Annotated in this window: 19 protein-coding genes; 9 read left to right on the forward strand and 10 right to left on the reverse strand. The window is 58.1% G+C overall.

Going from position 1 to position 17,429, the window contains the following annotated elements:
- The first annotated feature begins 78 nt into the window (after nucleotides 1-78).
- From ACTRXA_RS09030 to ACTRXA_RS09060, 7 genes are all read left to right on the forward strand, one after another.
- The gene (locus tag ACTRXA_RS09030) at nucleotides 79-1,566 is read left to right on the forward strand and encodes a sigma-54 interaction domain-containing protein (RefSeq protein WP_442426873.1); all 1,488 of its coding nucleotides are present in this window, start codon (nucleotides 79-81) and stop codon (nucleotides 1,564-1,566) included.
- A 22-nt stretch (nucleotides 1,567-1,588) separates the two neighbouring features.
- A complete protein-coding gene (locus ACTRXA_RS09035) occupies nucleotides 1,589-2,434 on the forward strand; it encodes an HDOD domain-containing protein (protein WP_442426874.1) in 846 nt (281 codons plus the stop codon).
- 128 nt (nucleotides 2,435-2,562) lie between these two features.
- Nucleotides 2,563-3,411, forward strand: coding sequence for a bifunctional methylenetetrahydrofolate dehydrogenase/methenyltetrahydrofolate cyclohydrolase FolD (gene folD, locus ACTRXA_RS09040; RefSeq protein ID WP_442426875.1), 849 nt, complete (start codon nucleotides 2,563-2,565; stop codon nucleotides 3,409-3,411).
- A 67-nt stretch (nucleotides 3,412-3,478) separates the two neighbouring features.
- Entirely contained in the window at nucleotides 3,479-4,861 is a 1,383-nt protein-coding gene (xseA, locus tag ACTRXA_RS09045) for an exodeoxyribonuclease VII large subunit (RefSeq protein ID WP_442426876.1), read from the forward strand.
- A gap of 57 nt (nucleotides 4,862-4,918) precedes the next feature.
- Complete coding sequence (xseB, locus tag ACTRXA_RS09050; RefSeq protein ID WP_442426877.1) at nucleotides 4,919-5,191, forward strand: exodeoxyribonuclease VII small subunit; 273 nt, start codon at nucleotides 4,919-4,921, stop codon at nucleotides 5,189-5,191.
- A gap of 36 nt (nucleotides 5,192-5,227) precedes the next feature.
- Nucleotides 5,228-5,968 carry a TlyA family RNA methyltransferase gene (locus ACTRXA_RS09055; protein ID WP_442426878.1) on the forward strand — a complete coding sequence of 247 codons (741 nt, stop codon included), beginning with the start codon at nucleotides 5,228-5,230 and terminating at the stop codon, nucleotides 5,966-5,968.
- Complete coding sequence (locus ACTRXA_RS09060) at nucleotides 5,965-6,537, forward strand: dCTP deaminase (RefSeq protein WP_442426879.1); 573 nt, start codon at nucleotides 5,965-5,967, stop codon at nucleotides 6,535-6,537. Before ACTRXA_RS09055 ends, ACTRXA_RS09060 begins: the two co-directional genes overlap by 4 nt.
- Before the next feature lie 246 nt (nucleotides 6,538-6,783).
- On the opposite strand, the gene ACTRXA_RS09065 is transcribed toward ACTRXA_RS09060, so the two are convergent.
- A complete protein-coding gene (locus ACTRXA_RS09065) occupies nucleotides 6,784-7,140 on the reverse strand; it encodes a hypothetical protein (protein WP_442426880.1) in 357 nt (118 codons plus the stop codon).
- Between the two features lie 18 nt (nucleotides 7,141-7,158).
- Nucleotides 7,159-7,596, reverse strand: coding sequence for a barstar family protein (locus tag ACTRXA_RS09070; RefSeq protein WP_442426881.1), 438 nt, complete (start codon nucleotides 7,594-7,596; stop codon nucleotides 7,159-7,161).
- A 563-nt stretch (nucleotides 7,597-8,159) separates the two neighbouring features.
- Here ACTRXA_RS09070 and gpmA point away from each other — a divergent pair.
- On the forward strand, nucleotides 8,160-8,906 hold the full coding sequence (gpmA, locus tag ACTRXA_RS09075; RefSeq protein WP_442426882.1) for a 2,3-diphosphoglycerate-dependent phosphoglycerate mutase: 747 nt from the start codon (nucleotides 8,160-8,162) through the stop codon (nucleotides 8,904-8,906).
- A gap of 50 nt (nucleotides 8,907-8,956) precedes the next feature.
- Here the strand turns inward: gpmA and ACTRXA_RS09080 are convergent, their stop codons facing one another.
- Nucleotides 8,957-9,301 carry a rhodanese-like domain-containing protein gene (locus ACTRXA_RS09080; RefSeq protein ID WP_442426883.1) on the reverse strand — a complete coding sequence of 115 codons (345 nt, stop codon included), beginning with the start codon at nucleotides 9,299-9,301 and terminating at the stop codon, nucleotides 8,957-8,959.
- A 97-nt stretch (nucleotides 9,302-9,398) separates the two neighbouring features.
- Between ACTRXA_RS09080 and ACTRXA_RS09085 the strand changes: the two genes are divergently transcribed.
- Nucleotides 9,399-9,884 carry a MarR family winged helix-turn-helix transcriptional regulator gene (locus ACTRXA_RS09085; RefSeq protein ID WP_442426884.1) on the forward strand — a complete coding sequence of 162 codons (486 nt, stop codon included), beginning with the start codon at nucleotides 9,399-9,401 and terminating at the stop codon, nucleotides 9,882-9,884.
- Between the two features lie 167 nt (nucleotides 9,885-10,051).
- On the opposite strand, the gene ACTRXA_RS09090 is transcribed toward ACTRXA_RS09085, so the two are convergent.
- The 7 genes from ACTRXA_RS09090 to ACTRXA_RS09120 form a co-directional block, all read right to left on the reverse strand.
- Nucleotides 10,052-10,936 (reverse strand): formylglycine-generating enzyme family protein, encoded by an 885-nt coding sequence (locus tag ACTRXA_RS09090; RefSeq protein ID WP_442426885.1) that lies wholly within the window; start codon nucleotides 10,934-10,936, stop codon nucleotides 10,052-10,054.
- Nucleotides 10,937-10,948: 12 nt separating this feature from the next.
- Complete coding sequence (locus tag ACTRXA_RS09095) at nucleotides 10,949-12,712, reverse strand: two-component system sensor histidine kinase NtrB (protein ID WP_442426886.1); 1,764 nt, start codon at nucleotides 12,710-12,712, stop codon at nucleotides 10,949-10,951.
- 94 nt (nucleotides 12,713-12,806) lie between these two features.
- Complete coding sequence (locus ACTRXA_RS09100) at nucleotides 12,807-14,018, reverse strand: type II secretion system F family protein (protein WP_442426887.1); 1,212 nt, start codon at nucleotides 14,016-14,018, stop codon at nucleotides 12,807-12,809.
- Between the two features lie 17 nt (nucleotides 14,019-14,035).
- A complete protein-coding gene (locus ACTRXA_RS09105) occupies nucleotides 14,036-14,455 on the reverse strand; it encodes a Crp/Fnr family transcriptional regulator (protein ID WP_442426888.1) in 420 nt (139 codons plus the stop codon).
- Between the two features lie 2 nt (nucleotides 14,456-14,457).
- A complete protein-coding gene (locus tag ACTRXA_RS09110) occupies nucleotides 14,458-15,105 on the reverse strand; it encodes a zinc-ribbon domain-containing protein (RefSeq protein WP_442426889.1) in 648 nt (215 codons plus the stop codon).
- A gap of 28 nt (nucleotides 15,106-15,133) precedes the next feature.
- Nucleotides 15,134-16,330, reverse strand: coding sequence for a type IV pilus twitching motility protein PilT (locus tag ACTRXA_RS09115; RefSeq protein WP_442426890.1), 1,197 nt, complete (start codon nucleotides 16,328-16,330; stop codon nucleotides 15,134-15,136).
- A gap of 22 nt (nucleotides 16,331-16,352) precedes the next feature.
- A complete protein-coding gene (locus tag ACTRXA_RS09120) occupies nucleotides 16,353-17,426 on the reverse strand; it encodes a type IV pilus twitching motility protein PilT (protein WP_442426891.1) in 1,074 nt (357 codons plus the stop codon).
- Nucleotides 17,427-17,429: the final 3 nt, after the last annotated feature.

The following is a 17,429-nucleotide window of genomic DNA, read 5'->3' on the forward strand; positions in this document are numbered from 1 at the left end:
CCCGAGTGCCGCCTTCATTCATTGCCAATGGAAACTGACCGGATTGAAACACACCCGCGCAGTTCTGTCACCTGAATCATGAAACAGATCAATCAATTTGCCAACATCCTGACGATCCGCAACATCTCTTCCCTGTTCAAGACCACGTTCGAGGAGGTGGATGCCCTGCTCAAGATTTCCCTGGAGACGGGGCTGGACGTGGTGGGGTGCCGCAACGCATCGTTGCTGATGCTGAACGAGAAGACCGGCACCCTGCAATTTTACCAGGCCTCGGGGGAAGGCACGGACAAGCTGAAAATGGTGGAGCTGCCGCTCGGGGTGGGCATCGCCGGCATCGTTGCCAAAACGGGCGAACCCATCATTTCCAACAACGTGCGCAAGGACGAAAGATGGTTCCGGGAAGTCAGCGACATGACCGACATGGAGGTGCAGTCCATCGCCTGCTTTCCGCTCATGCTCGACGACAAAGTGCTGGGCGTGGTGCAGATGCTGGACAAGGAAGACGACACCCCGTTTGACGACGGGGACCACGTGTTCCTCGACCGCTTTTCGCGCATGATGGCGATGTTTTTGAACTTCACCCGAAACAACGAAATTTTGGGCGAGGAGTTCGACCGCCTCCAGGAAAAGTACCGCCAGCGTTATTCCATCGTTGGGGAAAGCCCCCCTCTGCGCCGCGCCATCAGCCAGGCCGAGCGCGTGGCCAGTTCCAAGGCGGCGGTGTTGATCACCGGCGAAAGCGGAACGGGCAAGGAACTGTTCGCTCACCTCATCCACGACCGCAGTTCCCGGCAGACGCACCCTTTCGTTTCCATCAGCTGCGGCGCGCTTCCGGCATCGATCCTGGAACGCGAGCTGTTCGGCCACGAAAAAGGGGCGTTCACCGGAGCGGACAGCCGTAAAATCGGCCTGTTCGAGGCCGCGGACAGGGGCACCCTGTTTCTGGACGAGATCGGCGAAATGCCCCTCGACATGCAGGTCAAGCTGTTGCGCGTCATTCAGGAAGAATCGTTCATTCGGCTGGGCGGCACCTCGCAGACGCAGGTGGATGTCCGCATCGTCTCCGCCACCAACCGCGATCTGGAAAAAATGGTGAAGGAAGGCACATTCCGCGAAGACCTCTTCTACCGTCTGAACGTCATCAATATCGAACTGCCGCCTCTCCGCGAACGCCATGAAGACATTGAGGACCTCCTTCATTACTTCATACGCAAGCACACTCCGGAAGGAGGAAAACCAAAAAAAGTTCCGAAGGGACTGGTCAACTATCTCCAGGGTTACCACTGGCCCGGGAATATCCGGCAGCTGGAAAACGCGGTCGAGCGTGCCATCGTTCTGGAAGAAGGGGAGGAACTCCGGCCGGACAGTTTTCCGTTTGAATCCACCAAGGCGCCGCTGGATGTGGAAGTCGGCGCCACACTCAAAGACGCCACCGACGCGTTTCGCCGCTCGTTCATACTCAACACCCTCAAGTCCACCAGCGGCAACCGCACCAAGGCGGCACAGATTCTGGACGTTCAGCGGTCTTACCTGTCGCGACTGATCAAGGAATTGAATATCGCCTGAACGTTTTTTTCGGGAGGAAGTCGTGAATACCGAGACCGCGCAGGATTTTATCCGCAATCAGGATAGAGTTTACGCGCTTTCAAGAAACTTTTTCGCCATCTACGACGCGCTGACCGATCCTGACAAATCCTTCCGCGACATCGGCCACATCATCGGGTGCGATGCCGGGTTCTCCGCCCGCCTGCTCAAGATCGTCAACAGCCCTTTCTACGGCTTCGAACGCAAAATCGAAAGCCTCGACCACGCCATCGCGCTGGTGGGCACGGAACCCCTCGCCGACCTGCTGTTTTCCATGTCCGTGATCCAGAATTTCCGCGGCGTGCCGCACGACCTGTTCAACGAAGACCAGTTCTGGCGGCACAGCGTGGCCTGCGGCGTGCTGGCCAAACGGCTGGCCATGCGGATGGGTTGTGATCGCCCCGGGCGCTACTACCTGGTGGGCCTGTTGCACGACATGGGCCGCATCCTCCTGTGTGTGCGTGAACCCAGGGCGGTTTCCGCCATCCTGACGCAACAGGCGGCGGAAGAACAGGACCTGTGCGCACTGGAAAAGAAACAATTTGGTTTCGACCATGCGGAACTGGGCGCGGTGTTGTTCGAGTCCTGGAAACTGCCTCCCATGCACGCGGAAGCCACCCGCTACCACCACCGGCCTGAAGAGGCCGGGGAATACCGTGACGACGCGCGCATCGTGGCGATGGCCGATTACCTGTGCCATGAGATGGAGTTCAGCCCGGACATGGAGTCCGGCAACCGCAGCGTGCCGGACGAATACTGGGCCCACCTCGACCTCATTCCCGAGATGGTCCCCTCGATCAAAAAACAGGTTGAACCTGAATTCGATTTCCTGCTGGAACTGGTGGTCTGACTTTTCCATAGGCGACGAATCTTTTTTCCGGGCGGTTCCAATCTTTCCCGGTTCTGGTATGATGAGGCCTGTTTTTTCGAAACCGGAATCCTGTAACGGCAACCCCAACCCACTCGAACTCACGCATCATGACACTCATCGACGGAAAACTCGTCTCCTCGGTCATCAAGGACCGCGTCCAGGCGGAGGTGACGGAGCTAAAAAATAAAACCGGCAAGGTGCCGGGCCTGGCGGTGGTGCTGGTCGGCGAAGACCCGGCCTCCGCCGTGTACGTGAAAAACAAGAACAAGACCTGCGAGAAGATGGGGTTTCAGTCCCTGTCCCACAACCTGCCCGCGGAAACGGACGAAGCCACTCTTTTGAAGCTGGTGAGCGACCTGAACAGCGACGATTCGGTCCACGGCATCCTGGTGCAGCTGCCCCTGCCGAAGCAGATCGACTCGCAACGCGTGCTGGAAGCCATCGACCCGCGCAAGGACGTGGACGGTTTTCACCCGGTGAATGTCGGCCACCTTGCCAGCGGGGTCAAAACGCTTGCCCCGTGCACCCCCGCTGGTATCATAGAAATGCTGGACCACTACAAGATCGATATCGAAGGCAAGCGTGCGGTGATCATCGGCCGCAGCAACATCGTCGGCAAACCGATGGCGATGCTGCTGCTCCAGCGCAATGCGACCATCACCATCTGTCATTCGCGCACCAAGGATCTGCCGGCGGTGGCACGGGAAGCGGACATCGTGGTCGGCGCCATCGGCAAACCGCGGTTCGTCACCGCCGACTTCGTGAAAGACGGCGCGGTGGTCATCGACGTCGGCATCAACCGCGTGGATGGCAAGCTGGTGGGCGATGTCGATTTCGACAACGTGGCAGAGAAGTGTTCGTTCATCACACCCGTGCCCGGCGGCGTGGGACCCATGACCATCGCCATGCTCATGCAGAACACGCTGACCGCGTTCAAGTCCATCCACAATCTGTGAGCCGCCCGCGCGGTTTGCTTTTGTCCGCAGCGCGGCACTCGTTTTGAGTATTTAAGGAATCGCCTCCATGGCTCAGTCCTCCCCGCAACCTTTCGGCGACGCCCCCCTCGAGGACGAAAGCGGTCACGTCTTCACCGTCACCGAGCTCACCCGCACCATCCGCGCCCTGCTCGAAGAGGCGTTCGACATGGTGTGGGTGGAGGGCGAAATCTCCAACTACGTCGTCGCCAACTCCGGCCACGCTTACTTCAGTCTCAAAGACGACAAGTCGCAGGTGCGCTGCGTGTTCTTCCGCGGCAACCGCCAGCGAACCAAGTTCCAGCCCGCCGACGGCGACCAGGTGCTGGTGTGCGGCCGGCTCAACGTGTACGAACCGAGAGGCGAATACCAGGTTGTGGTCGATTCGCTGGAACCGCGCGGACTGGGCGCACTGCAGAAAGCGTTCGAACAGCTCAAAGAAAAACTGCAGAAGGAAGGCCTGTTCGACGAGGCGAAGAAACAACCCATCCCGGAATTCCCGTGGCGCATCGGCATCGTGACGTCGCCCACCGGAGCGGCCATCCGTGACCTGCTGAACGTCATCACACGGCGCAATCCCAAAGTGTCGGTGCTCCTCTACCCGGTGCGGGTGCAGGGTGAGGGGTCCGCGGAGGAGATCGCCGAAGCCATCCGCCACATGAACACGCTCGAGGATCTCGACGTGCTCATCGTGGGACGTGGCGGTGGCTCCATCGAGGACCTGTGGGCATTCAACGAGGAGGTGGTGGCCCGCGCCATTCACGCATCGGAGTTGCCGGTGATCTCCGCCGTCGGGCATGAGATCGATTTCACCATCGCCGATTTCGTCGCCGACCTGCGCGCACCGACGCCGTCGGCCGCGGCGGAACTCGCGGTTCCGCGCCTCAAGGACGTGATGGAGGACCTGAGCTGGCTCATCAATTCGCTGATCGACGGCATGGAAGACGAGATCGGCGAGTACAGGGAGCACCTCCGGCGGCTCATCGACCGGCGTTTTTTCCGCGAGCCGCAACGCATCCTCGAACAGCCCGCGCAACGGCTGGATGAAATAACACAACGCCTGCTTCGCGGGCTCGATCAATGGGTGCTGGTGCAACGCAACCGGGCCACCGGACTGGTCCACCGGCTCATGCAGGCGTCGCCGCAGTGGGACCTCAAACACGGCGAGGACCGGCGCGCCAACCTCGAGCACCGGCTGGTGAAACAGATGGCGTCGCAGTTCCGCTGGCACAAGCAACAGTTCGAAGGCGTTGCCAAAAATTTAAACGCGCTCAGTCCGCTGTCGATTCTCGACCGCGGCTACAGCATCACCACCGACACCGCCTCCGGCAAGGCGGTGAAGGCGGCGGAGCAAATGAAGCAGGGCGATAAAGTGGAGGTGCGCCTGTCGAAAGGCAAACTCGACTGCACGGTGGACGGGACGAAAGAGTGAAATGCAAACAAGGATCCTTCCAATAAAAACCTTCTCTTTTTATAAGGGAGTCCATATATGGCGGAGATGAAGTTTGAAAAGGCGCTGCAGAGGCTGGAGCAGATCGTCGCCGAGCTGGAAAAAGGCGAACTCGACATCGACAAGTCGCTCCAGATTTTTGAAGAAGGCATCAAGATGTCGCGCATCTGTTCCAAGAAACTGCAGGAAGCGGAACAGAAGATCGAAAAGCTGACGCGCAACCAGAAAGGCGAACTGGTGGCGGAGCTGTTCGGCGGCGATACGGCTCTGGCGGACGACGAAGAAGACGACGATGACGAAGAAGACGAATAAACTGCGGCTCGACCAGCTCCTGGTAAAAAAAAACTCGTGCCCTCGCGCGAGCGCGCGCAGGGGTTGATCCTCGCCGGGCGCGTCCGGCTTGGGGACGAGGTGCTGGACAAACCCGGAAGAATGGTTGCGGAAGACGCCGCCCTCCTGGTGGAAGACCCCAACCCGTTCGTCAGCCGGGGTGGCGTCAAGCTGACACACGCGCTCACCACGTTCGGCATCGATGTACAGGGTAAAACGGCGGCGGACATCGGCGCCTCCACCGGCGGGTTCACCGACTGCCTGCTGCAGAACGGCGCGAAGAAGGTGTACGCCTTCGATGTCGGGTACGGCCAGCTCGACTGGAAACTGCAATCGGATGACCGCGTGGTCCTGCGCGACCGCTTCAACGCGCGCCACCTGAAACTGGAAGACGTGGACAATGAGCACGTGGACATTGCGGTGATCGACGTGTCGTTCATTTCGCTCAAACTCATCCTGCCTCCGGTGTTCGCGGTGATGAAACAAGAAGCCGACCTTGTCGCGCTGGTCAAACCGCAGTTCGAGGTAGGGAAGAGTGAGGTCGAGCACAAGGGCGTCATCCGCGATCCGGCGAAACACGAAAAGGTGCTCACCGAGTTGACGGCGTTTGTGGCGGAGCAGGGCTGGGTCGCGTGCGGCCTCACCGCCTCGCCCATCACGGGTCAAAAGGGCAACCGCGAATACCTTTTGCATTGCGTGGCTGCCGGTCGTGGCGGGGCCATCGAACCCGCACACATCACGAAAGAGGTGCAGGTATGATTCTGAGTGGCGACGACATCCACAAAGCGCTGGCCGACGCACGCATGATCATCGATCCGGCTCCGTCAAAAGCCAACATCGACACCACGTCGATCGACCTGCATCTGGGCGAGCCGCTGTGGATCTGGAAACCGGAGTACGAGCCGCACGGCGTTTCCGGCATCACCGTCAACCCGGAGCAATTCGATTATCGCCAGTTCAGCGAGCAGTATTTGATTGAAGTGCCGAAGGATGAGAAGGGATGCTACCGCATCGAGCCGAAACGCATCTACCTTGGCTCCACTTTCGAGAAAGTCGAGTTCCCGCCCGGATCGCGACTGGCGGGCCGCGTCGAAGGCAAAAGCAGAATCGCCCGCCTCGGACTCATGGTGCACATGACCGCGCCGATGATCCACTGCGGCACCGGCCTCGGCATCATCACCCTGGAGATGCTGAACCACGGTCCGTTCGTCATCGAGGCCAAACCCGGCGAGACGCGCATCTGCCAGCTGGTTCTCGAGGAAGTGACCAGCGATCCCGGCGACCGCTCCGGCCGCCAGTTCCACAAACAAAAAGACGCCAAAGGCTGACCCGGGTAAGTACCCGGAGGCAACATGGCTACTGCTCAATGGTAACTGCGGTGGCCGGTGGAGAAAAACCGGTGCCCCCTTGTAAAGGGGGTTAGGGGGATTCCTCCGCTGTTATCCTGAGCGTTAGCGAAGGATCTCGATGGGTTTGCTTGTATTATTTGAAGTGGTCACCTTTCGCTACGCTCAAGGTGACGAACTAAAGGGAAAAGCCCCCCAACCCCCTTCGGAGAAGGGGGAGCACCCCGGTTACAACTCATCCTTGTAAACAATGAAGGCGTCTTTGGGATAGACGAGGTGGGTTTCGCCCCATTGATGGGCGCTGTGCAGGTCCCAGGCGGATTCATCGTCCAGCCCCTTGAGCCGCAGGCCTCCGGTGCCGCCGTAGATGAGCAGGGCCACGCCGTCGCCGGACTCTTCCACACGGCAGGCGTAAGCGGGGCAGGGCGCGTTGGTTTCCGCGTCCCATCCGGTCACCTGCACCGGCTGGTCCGATCCCTGCACGGTGTACTTGATGGCGTACACCTCGCGCGGAGATTCCATCTCGCGGTACATCATGCTGAACGGCTGATCCACATTGCCGCAGGGTTCGACTTCGAGGAACATAACGAAACCTCTCAAGTTTCAATCAAACGCAAAAACCAGGTGGAAGGGTACGGGCTTTTCTCTTTCCCTCCAACGCTCGGCGCAAAATAACCAGCATTCTACAAAGTTGCCAATCAGTAAGGGATAGATGCACCACATTTTTTGAGCCCCGTGCAAAACCAATACATATCCTTTGGCGGGCCACCAGGCCATATCGCTCATGCAATCGATCAGCGCATCCCAGTTTTTTCCGAAGTAGTCGGGAAACTTCATCACTTCGGCGACAAACGCTAAAAACTCCCTGTCTCTGGAATTTTCGGAAAGGTCACTTTTAATGCTTGGAAGGTGCGCTTCCATGATAAGGAAACCCTCTTTTTTCAGATTTTCTTCGTCATTAAAAAGGGACCCCAAATACATTTCCTCAATAAAATGAACCGAATCTGCGCTGATATACCTCACCGATTGATACAACTCCATCTCTCAACCCCTTATCTGGTTTGCCCAGTGCATTCGATTCATCCGGTTCCTTCGCTTCGCTCAGGAACCGCTTAAGGAAGAACCCCCCTGGCCCCCCTTACAAGGGGGAATCATTAAGCCCCCTCATTCTGGCCCGTCACTCTGGAGTGCTCCCCCAAGAGAAGAAGAAAACTCAAAAGCTCCCTCCCCTTACCAAGGGGAGGGTGGGGGTGGGGTTTTGAAGGGCAACCCGTTTTACGGGTTGCCTCCACCAATACCTCCCCTCAATCCCCTCCTTGGAAAGGAGGGGAGGAAAGTAACAGGGTGAACCATCCCTACCTTATTCCCTCTCTTTGAGGGGACTCGCCATTTTCCGGGCGATGCGGTACAATCGGGCCTTCCCGAAAACCGGGGACTTTGGAAACGCCAATTGCCGCGGGCCCGGCCCGCCGCAAAATGGCTACTGCCCGGTGGTTACGGCGATGGTCCGTGGGCGCAATTCCGAATTTATCCTGTTGTCACCGGACTCAGTCCGGCGGGCCCGGCCCGCCATCCATCATATAACCCTTTTCAAGGATTTGCGAATGCATAAACTGGTTTTGATGCGCCACGGCCAGAGCATCTGGAACCTGGAAAACCGCTTCACCGGCTGGACCGACGTGGATCTCACCGACCAGGGCCGCGATGAAGCCCGACAGGGGGGACAGCTCATCCGCGAGGCCGGGCTGACGTTCGACGTGGCCTACACCTCTGTTTTGAAACGCGCCATCCGCACGTTGTGGATCGCGCTCGACGAACTGGACCTGATGTGGATTCCGGTCCACCGCTCGTGGCGGCTGAATGAACGCCATTACGGCAACCTGCAGGGACTCAACAAAGCAGAAACGGCGGAGAAACACGGCGACGACCAGGTGAAGATATGGCGGCGCAGTTACGACATCCCGCCGCCGCCCTTGCCCGACGGCGACGACCGCCTGCCGCACAACGATCCGCGCTATGCCGGGGTCGATGCCACCGACCTGCCGAAGACCGAAGCGCTGAAACACACGGTGGACCGCTTCCTGCCTTACTGGAACGACACCATCGTGCCGGAGATCAAGGCAAACAAGCGCGTGTTCATCTGCGCCCACGGCAACAGCCTGCGCGCGCTGGTGAAGCACCTCGACAGCATCAGCGAGGCCGACATTGTGGAGCTCAACATCCCGACGGGCATTCCGCTGGTATACGAACTGGATGACAATTTGAAGCCGATCAAGAGTTATTACCTGGGCGACCCCGAAGCCGCGAAGAAAGCGGCGGACGCCGTCGCCAAACAGGCCGGTGGGAAATAAACCGGAATTCAACCCCCAGCCCGATTTGCACGGGCCGGGGGTTTTTATTCTTACCTGGAAACGGCCGCTCCTTCCACGGGCAGGCCGTGTTCCAACCAGTCCTTCTTTCCTTCCTCGTACCGGGACACATCCGTGTACCCCATCGCCACCAGCGATTCGGCCACCTTTGTCGAACTCTGGCAGGTTTCACTGGCGCAGTACACGACAATCCTCGCCTCCTTCGCCGGCAACAGCTTCGGCGCCTTCTCCTCCACTTCATCGTAATTGATCTGAATGGCCCCCGGCAGGTGGCCCTGTTCGAAGTGCTCCCGTGGCAGTGCCTCCACCAGCGTCAGGTTGGCGCCCTCGTTCAAAAGTTGCTGAATCGCATTCCGTTTGATTTTCCTTGTCATCATAAAATCTCCCAATCAAGAAATAAATTTGTTGCAAATACAACTAAAAGAATGCATTTTTTTGGTTGCGAATGCAACAAAAAATCTGTAAGGTGACCGCATGGCCGCTAAATACTTGACGCAACTGGAAGAAACAGCGTGGACGGGCCTCATCAAAGGGCACCAGGTGGCGATGGACCGGGTCGAGTCCGCCCTGAAACGGCAGGGATTTCCACCTTTGGTCTGGTACGACGTGCTGTTGGAACTGTCCCGCGTGACCGGCGGCCGGCTCCGGCTGACGGAGATCGGCGAGGCCACCCTGTTGAAAAAGTTCAATGTCACCCGCCTGATCGACCGCATGGCGGCGGAGGGGCTGGTTCGGCGAGAGGCCTGCGTGGAGGACGCGCGGGGGGCCTATGCCGCGATCACCGCCAAAGGACGGAAACTGCAACAGCGTATGCGGCCGGTGTACCACGCCGCCGTACGCCGGCATTTCATGGAATGTTTCAGGAAAGAAGAGGTTTCCGTGCTTGCTGATTTGTTTCAGCGACTGCTCAAGCAGCCCGGGGAACAAAACGGACCGGCCAGGGAATCGGAGCCCACGTAACCCGATTCGGATTGCGCCTGCGGATCATCGTTCGCCCACCACGCATTGGCCATCCATCAGCGGCGATCCGCCGCACGGCTGTGAGCCGAAGCCAACACAACCCCATCATGATCGCGCCCGCCGGCCATCGTTCGCCCGCCACGCAGTAGCCATTTATCTCCGGTGATTCACCGGGCACAGCGGAAGCCCTGCCAGATTTTGAAGGCGTGCGGTTCTTCGTTGAAGCGGTACGTGGTGCGCAGGTAATAAGCTTTGAAGTACCAGTTGCCGCCGCGCAGGACGCGCGAGTCGCCGGATTCGGGCCCCGTAGGATTTTTTTGCGGCGAGCGTTCGTAATAGGCGGGACCATACCAGTCGCCCACCCACTCCCACACATTGCCCGCCATGTGATGCAGACCGTAAGGCGAGCGGCCCTCGGGCAGGGCGTCGACCGGTTCCATCACCTGAAAACCCAGGTCAGCGAAAGAACGGCGGAAGGTGACGCGGTCGTTCGTGGGGAATTCATCTCCCCAGGGAAACAGGCGTGCTTCGGTTCCGCGTGCCGCTTTTTCCCATTCCGCTTCCGTCGGCAGGCGCTTGCCCACCCACCGGCAGTAGGCATCCGCTCCGTACCACGACACCCGGTTGACGGGATGCCGGTCCAGTCCCGGCCGCGCGCGGTAACGTTCGCCCACCTTCTCCACCGTCACTGCTTTACCCAGTTCAATGAAACGGTCCGCCTTTTCCGGATGCGCGTTCAAAAACTCCGCGAACTGCTGCGCCGTCACCTCGTAAAGGTCCATGGCGTAAGTATCGAGATGCACCGTATGCACGGGTTGCTCGTCGGTATCGCCCCAGCCCTGCGGGTTGTCGATGTCGAGGCCCATGGTGAAGGGTCCCGCCGGAATGACCACCATGTCGGTGATATCGATGTTTTCCCGGGTGGAAGCACAGGCCGCAAGCACCAGGCACAGGACGAAGAACACGCTCCATCGAAGACGGTTCAACAGCGGGGCGTTTTTAAAATCGGGAAAGCGGAAACGTTTTTCCGGGTAGAGCGTAAAGGAAGTCATGAAACGGAGGAATCAGTTCGGGAACAGGGTTTGCGACCGCTTTTCCTGTTCCGGTTTGCGGGTTCCAACGAGGGCGCGTTCCTGGGGAAGGAAGATTTCGAACCGGGTGCCCTTGCCCACTTCGCTTTCAACCCCGATGTGCCCGCCGAAGCGCTGGACGATCTTGGTCACCGTCGCAAGGCCCAGCCCCACGCCTTCTTCGCGCGTGGTGAAGAAAGGATCGAATATCTGCTTGCGTTTGTCCGGGGGGATACCGCGGCCCTGGTCCTCTACGATCAGCAGCACGCCCTTGCGCTCGGTTTGGAAATCGCGATGCCGGTGACCCTGGACCTCCCGCAGTTCCAGCCCTATGGTACCGTTCTTGTCCATGGCCTGGATGCCGTTGATGCACAGGTTCCACACCATCTGTTTGATCTGGTCTTCCTCGCTTTGAACGACCACGTGTTTCGACGGCACATTCAAAACAATGTCGATGGAAGAATCGTATTCATTGCTGTTCTTGAGAAGCATGACCACATCCTGAAGCAGCTGCGTGAGATCGATGACCGTGGTCTTGGACTTTCGCGGCTGGGAATAAGACAGGAAATCCTTGACGATGGAATTCAGCCGGTCGGTTTCCTTGATGACGATATCCATGAGCCGTTTGTACTGGTCCTCCACCTGCAGCGAATCGCGAAGCACCTGGATGGAACCACTCAGCGATGCCAGCGGGTTGCGGATTTCATGCGCGAGTCCGGCAGAGAAGCGACCCACCGCCGCCAGCTGCTCCGACTGCAATATCTTTTCCTCCATCTTGCGCATTTCCGTCAGGTCTTCCAGCACCACGATGTAGCCTTCCGACTTGAAGCCGTCCTTGAACGGGTCCATGCTGGGCCGGATGAGCGAGCTGATTTTCATGACAACCAGAATGGTCTCGCCGTCCTTGCGCTGGAATTCCCCTTCCAGCGTTACGGGCAACTGCACCGACTGGCGGTCGAGGAAAAACGACCTCAATGGCGGCACCGGAAGCAAATCGTACGCCATGCGGCCCAGGCTGTGATCGGCAGTACACCCGGTTATCTGTTCGCAGGCGGTGTTGACGGAGGTGACGCGTCCTTCATGGTTGGTAGTGAGCAGGCCATTGACCATGTTCTGCACCACGTTCTTATGAAACTCCTGAAGCTTTTTCAGGTCCAGGCTTTTGGAACGCAGTTCGTCGTTGATGATGCGCAGGCGGTGGTTGAGGATGCTGCTCAGGTAGGCCACCGAATAAAACGAGGCCAGGTTCAGGGCAATGATGTAAAAGCCGTACGCACCCTGGTACGAGATATTGGATTTCTGGAAAAAGTAAATCGGGCGGATCACGTTGAAGTATTCCAGGTCCACGAGGAGACCGTAGATGATGCTGGCCCCCGATGCCGCCAGGTACACCGCCGCCCGCGGCAACATGACACTGGTGGCGATGATGACAAACAGGAAGACGAAAGAGAGCGGACTTTCGATTCCACCGGTGGTGTAGATCAACCCGCCAACGGTGGTGAGGTCGCCCAGCACCTGGGCCCATGCCACCCAGACGAGGGGCATCTTGAGCCGCAACATCAAGGCATAAATGATGCAGAGGAAATAAGCGCTTCCCAGCACGATGCTGAGGGGCATGATGGGGGTTTCGTAACGGGCGTTGTGCTCGAAGGCGATGGCGAGGGCGACGAACCCGGTCAGGAACACGACCCGGAACACCATGATCGTCTTGACCCGGAGAAGGAGCTCTTTATCAGGATAATCCTGGGTCTTAAACATGGTCTCCTCAATGTCGTCGGGCCCCGGCAAGAGCGAACCCGGTTTGCCCCTTCAGTCGACCTGTGCGGGTGCACGGGAGTGCACCGGACACCGATTAGAAGTTTTCGCCCATCTTGAATATGGGCAGGTACATGGCGACAACAATGAAACCGACCACGGAACCGAGAAACACCATGAGCATCGGCTCGAGCAGTGCCGTCAGGCCCTCCACCGCCGTATCCACTTCTTCATCGTAAAAGTCTGCGATCTTGATCAGCATGCCGTCCAGCGCACCGGCGGATTCACCGACGTCGATCATCTGTATGACCATGGGCGGGAACACATCTTCGCGCGACAGGGGTGCGGCGATGGTTTCACCTTCCTTGATGGATTCGATGGTGTTGAGAATCGCCCGCTCGACGATCTTGTTGCCGGAGGTGCGGGCGCAGATATCCATCGCGTCGATCAGGGGCACACCGCTGGAAAGCAGGGTACCGAGGGTGCGGGTGAACTTGGCCACGGAAACCTTGCGGATGAGCATGCCGAACACAGGCAGTTTGAGGGCGAACCGGTCGATTTCCACCTTCCCCTTTTCGGTGGCGTACACCCGTTTGAAGATCATGAAGAACAGGATCGGTCCGCCGATGATCACGTACCACTGGTTCTGGAAAAAGTTACTGACCATCATGACGATGGCGGTCGGACCCGGAAGCTCGCCACCGCTGCCCTCGAACATGGTGGCGAAAGCGGGGATGACGAAGATCATGAGGAAAGCCACGACCACAAATGCGACGGTGACGATGGCGCCGGGATACACCATCGCGGCTTTCACTTTTTTCTTGAGCGCGAGGGATTTTTCGATGTACGCGGCCAGACGCGACAGGATGGTGTCCAGAATACCACCGGCCTCGCCCGCTTCCACCAGGTTGCAGTACAAGGCATCCCACACCTTGGGATGCCGGCGCATGGAGTCGGACAGGTTGGCGCCCTGCTCGATGCCGTTCTTGACATCCATGATGATGTCGCCAAAGGTCTTGTTGTCCGACTGCTTGCCGAGAATTTCCAGGCACTGCACCAGAGGCAGACCCGCATCCACCATCGTCGAAAACTGGCGGGTGAAGATAACGACGTCGCGTTCGGTGATTTTCTGTTTCTTCTTGCCTCCCCCACCAATCTCCAATGAAAAAAACGAGGATTTGGCTTTGAGGCTGTCCACTCGGATGTTTTTCTGCTTCAGCTTGGCCCGGGCGCCCTGCTCGTTATCGGCTTCAATTTCGCCGGTCTGCGTTTTCCCTTTTACCGTCGTTTTGTAAGTAAAAGTTGGCATGGCTTTATTCCGTCCCCTTATTGATTAATCGAAAAGGAGGAGATGACGCTGCGCGTTTTTTCCAGCTCCAGTCCGATGCGCGACAATTGTTCGCTGGTAAACCGCAGGCGGTCCACAAGCGCTTTGACCACAAGCCGCACATCGTCCGGCAACTTTTCCACAAGGTGATTGAACTGTTCCTTTTCGATCACCCCGATTGTCACATTGCCCACCGCCACCACGCTGGCGCTCCGGACGGTCTGAGAAATCAAACCCATTTCGCCGAACACGTCCCCTGCCTTGAGGGTGTTGATCAACACGCTTTTCTTGTCCACCTTCTTGGTGACGTTGACCTTGCCCTCTATGATGATGAATGCGTTGTTGCTGACAATTCCTTCCGAAACGATGATGTCTCCATCTGCATACCGCTGAATTGTCGGAGTATCCTTGAGACTCATAATCACACTTTTCCAAGAACGTCCATAGTCTCGCGATAGATCCTATAGAAGATTTCGTTGTCTGATATGCCTTTCCTCAATACCACGTCCAGCCTGTCCAGATCCTTTTCGTTGATCACCTGGTTGACGCTGTAGGCGAAGGCTTCCATGTTGTCCGTGGACTTGAATTCCTTCCCGACCAAAGAGATGAAGGTTTTCCGCCGCAGGCTCATGGGCATGTTCAATACATACTTGTAAAGGGCACTTTCTTCCAGACTTTCCCCTCCAAACTTTTCGTGAAACACGACCACATGATAGTGAAAGAACTTCAGTTTGTGCGCGCCGTGCTCCGGTGACTTGGCCGTTTCCAGTTTGTAACCCAGTTCGGTGAGCACGTCGGCGAAAGCATCGTAATTCATCGGGTCCATGATGAGCGCGACCTTGTCACCCTCTTCATAAATGGGAGGGGCCTCATCCTCTTCGAAGGCTTCGTCGGTCACCAGCATCATGGCTTCCATGCCCTCTTCTTCCTCATCCTCCTGCTTCAGGTGCTGATCGACGCGGTTCTTCGTTTTGCACGCCGGGCAGGTGAGGTTGAACGCCTTGTCTTTGGGGACCTTTTCATCCGGAATGTTGATCGTCTTGCTGCACTGACTGCATGTAACCTGCATTCAGACTCTCCTCGGACGCATTGCCGCGTCACCTTCGCATTTTTTTCTTTTTGGCAAACCCGGTTTCCTGATCGTAAGAATCGTCCAGGGCCAGCTCCTCGATGTCCGTCGTCGCCTCGCCCCTTTCGGACTTGATGGCGTCGATGCCGCGCGCCACGACGTTGCGCCGTGACGCATACGCGAGAGCGGTTTCCTGGGTGATGAGTTCTTCGCGATACAGCTTGATGATGTGCTGGTCGAATGTCCACATACCGTAGGCGTCACCCTCGCGGATGATGTCGTAATAGGTCTTTCCCTCTTCCTCCCCATTCAGGATGGTGTCCTTGATGCGCATGTTGTTGTTCATGATTTCGAGAAGCGCAATCCGTCCGCCGCCCGCTTTCGGCACCAGGCGCTGACTGATGACCCAGCGCACGGTATCCGCGAGACGGATGCGGATCTGCTGTTCCTCTTCCTGCGAAAACATGCCGACGATGCGGTTGATGGTCTGCCCCGCGTCGACCGTATGCAGGGTGCTCATGACAAGATGACCCGTCTCCGCGGCGCTCATGCCGATCTCCACGGTTTCGCGGTCGCGCATCTCACCCACCAGGATGACCTTCGGCGCCTGACGCAGGGCGGCACGCAGGCCCGTGGCGAAGTTGTTGAAGTCGCCGCCCAGCTCCCGCTGGTTGAAAGTGGATTGCAAATGCGGGTGCACGAATTCCACCGGATCCTCCAGCGTGATGATGTGCACTGATTTGTCGTGATTGATCTTGTTGAGCAGCGCCGCGAGGGTGGTCGATTTACCGGAACCGGTGGCCCCGGTGACCAGCACCATGCCGTTTTTCTCCTCCGCCGCCTTGGCAAACTGCGGCGGCAGTTTCAAATCCTCGATCGACGGAATCCGCGTTTCCAGTTTACGCAGGACGATGCTGTAGTTGCCGCGCTGGGAGAAAATGTTGACGCGGAACCGCGCCTTGCCGGGAATGTAATACGAACAGTCGCAGGAGCCCTCGCGGAGAAGGATTTCGTTCAGCCGCCGGTCGGCGCCGATGAGGTTCAGCGCGAAGATTTCAGCCTGGAACGCCGTGATCTTCGGGATCGGCGGGTGCATGGGCACTTCCGTCAACTGGCCCGAGTTTTCCACCTGGAACGGTTTGCCCACGGTGATGTTGAGGTCGGAGATGTTTCCGAACGACTCCAGCATCGTTGTCAGAATGTGGTCGATTTCGGCTTTTCTCATGGTTGCACCCCTGCAACGGACTTTAAATGAATTCCGGTGGTGTCTTCAGGTACTGAACGAACCGCTCTTTGACAATCGATTTGTCGTACGCGTCTTCCGGGCTGATTTTCTTTGCCTGCAACGCTTCCAGAATGGCGTCGTCCAGCGACTGCATGCCGTATTTTTTCCCGGTCTGGATGACGGAGGGAATCTGGAACGTCTTGCCTTCACGAATCAGGTTCGAGGTCGCGGGCGTCACCACCAGCACTTCCAGCACCGCCAGACGGCCTTTCTTGTCCACGCGCTTGAACAGGTTCTGCGCGATGACGCCTTTCAAACTTTCGGAAAGTGTGGTGCGGATCTGCGCCTGCTGGTTGGCGGGAAACACGTCGATGACGCGGTCGACCGTCTTCGCCGCGCTCTGGGTATGCAGGGTACCGAACACGAGATGACCGGTGGAAGCGGCTTCCAGCGCCAGCTCGATGGTTTCCAGGTCCCGCATCTCACCCACGAGAATGATGTCCGGGTCTTCGCGCAGCGCACCCTTCAAGGCGGCTTTAAAACTTTTCGTGTGCACGCCCACCTCGCGGTGGTTCACCACACAGCTCGCGCTTTTGTGCACGAACTCGACGGGGTCTTCGACCGTGATGATGTGCGCTTTCTTGTTCTTGTTGACGTAGTCCATCATCGCCGCAAGGGTGGTGGACTTGCCGGAACCGGTGGGGCCGGTCACCAGCACCATGCCCTTGTGCAGCATGGCCAGCTTGGTGAGCACCGGCGGAAGGCCCAGCTGTTCCGCGGTCAGAATTTCACTGGGAATCTCGCGAAAGACGGCGCCGACGCCCCATTTCTGCTGGAAGTAGTTGGCGCGGTAACGGGCCAGGCCGGGAACTTCATAGGCGAAGTCGATGTCGCCGGTTTCTTCGAATACCTTGATCTTGTCTTCAGGGGCGATTTCGTAGAGGATGGCTTTCAGTTCATCGTTTTCAAGAACCTTGTACTTCACGCGTTCCATGTCGCCATGAATACGCAGGACCGGCTGGGACCCGGCCACCAGGTGCAGGTCGGAAGCTCCCTGCTCGTTCATCAGTTTGAAGAAAGCATCGATTTTGGCCATAGG

It is taken from the genome of Nitrospina sp. P1_D6 (assembly GCF_052156615.1).
Taxonomy (GTDB): Bacteria; Nitrospinota; Nitrospinia; order Nitrospinales; family Nitrospinaceae; genus Nitrospina.

Coding starts and splice junctions, on each gene's coding strand:
- ACTRXA_RS09030 (WP_442426873.1), top strand. CDS start 79: ATGAAACAGATCAATCAATTTGCCAACATCCTGACGATCCGCAACATC.
- ACTRXA_RS09090 (WP_442426885.1), bottom strand. CDS start 10,936: ATGACTTCCTTTACGCTCTACCCGGAAAAACGTTTCCGCTTTCCCGAT.
- ACTRXA_RS09095 (WP_442426886.1), bottom strand. CDS start 12,712: ATGTTTAAGACCCAGGATTATCCTGATAAAGAGCTCCTTCTCCGGGTC.
- gpmA (WP_442426882.1), top strand. CDS start 8,160: ATGCATAAACTGGTTTTGATGCGCCACGGCCAGAGCATCTGGAACCTG.
- ACTRXA_RS09105 (WP_442426888.1), bottom strand. CDS start 14,455: ATGAGTCTCAAGGATACTCCGACAATTCAGCGGTATGCAGATGGAGAC.
- ACTRXA_RS09065 (WP_442426880.1), bottom strand. CDS start 7,140: ATGTTCCTCGAAGTCGAACCCTGCGGCAATGTGGATCAGCCGTTCAGC.
- ACTRXA_RS09070 (WP_442426881.1), bottom strand. CDS start 7,596: ATGGAGTTGTATCAATCGGTGAGGTATATCAGCGCAGATTCGGTTCAT.
- ACTRXA_RS09120 (WP_442426891.1), bottom strand. CDS start 17,426: ATGGCCAAAATCGATGCTTTCTTCAAACTGATGAACGAGCAGGGAGCT.
- folD (WP_442426875.1), top strand. CDS start 2,563: ATGACACTCATCGACGGAAAACTCGTCTCCTCGGTCATCAAGGACCGC.
- ACTRXA_RS09060 (WP_442426879.1), top strand. CDS start 5,965: ATGATTCTGAGTGGCGACGACATCCACAAAGCGCTGGCCGACGCACGC.
- ACTRXA_RS09115 (WP_442426890.1), bottom strand. CDS start 16,330: ATGAGAAAAGCCGAAATCGACCACATTCTGACAACGATGCTGGAGTCG.
- xseA (WP_442426876.1), top strand. CDS start 3,479: ATGGCTCAGTCCTCCCCGCAACCTTTCGGCGACGCCCCCCTCGAGGAC.
- ACTRXA_RS09080 (WP_442426883.1), bottom strand. CDS start 9,301: ATGATGACAAGGAAAATCAAACGGAATGCGATTCAGCAACTTTTGAAC.
- ACTRXA_RS09100 (WP_442426887.1), bottom strand. CDS start 14,018: ATGCCAACTTTTACTTACAAAACGACGGTAAAAGGGAAAACGCAGACC.
- xseB (WP_442426877.1), top strand. CDS start 4,919: ATGGCGGAGATGAAGTTTGAAAAGGCGCTGCAGAGGCTGGAGCAGATC.
- ACTRXA_RS09110 (WP_442426889.1), bottom strand. CDS start 15,105: ATGCAGGTTACATGCAGTCAGTGCAGCAAGACGATCAACATTCCGGAT.
- ACTRXA_RS09085 (WP_442426884.1), top strand. CDS start 9,399: ATGGCCGCTAAATACTTGACGCAACTGGAAGAAACAGCGTGGACGGGC.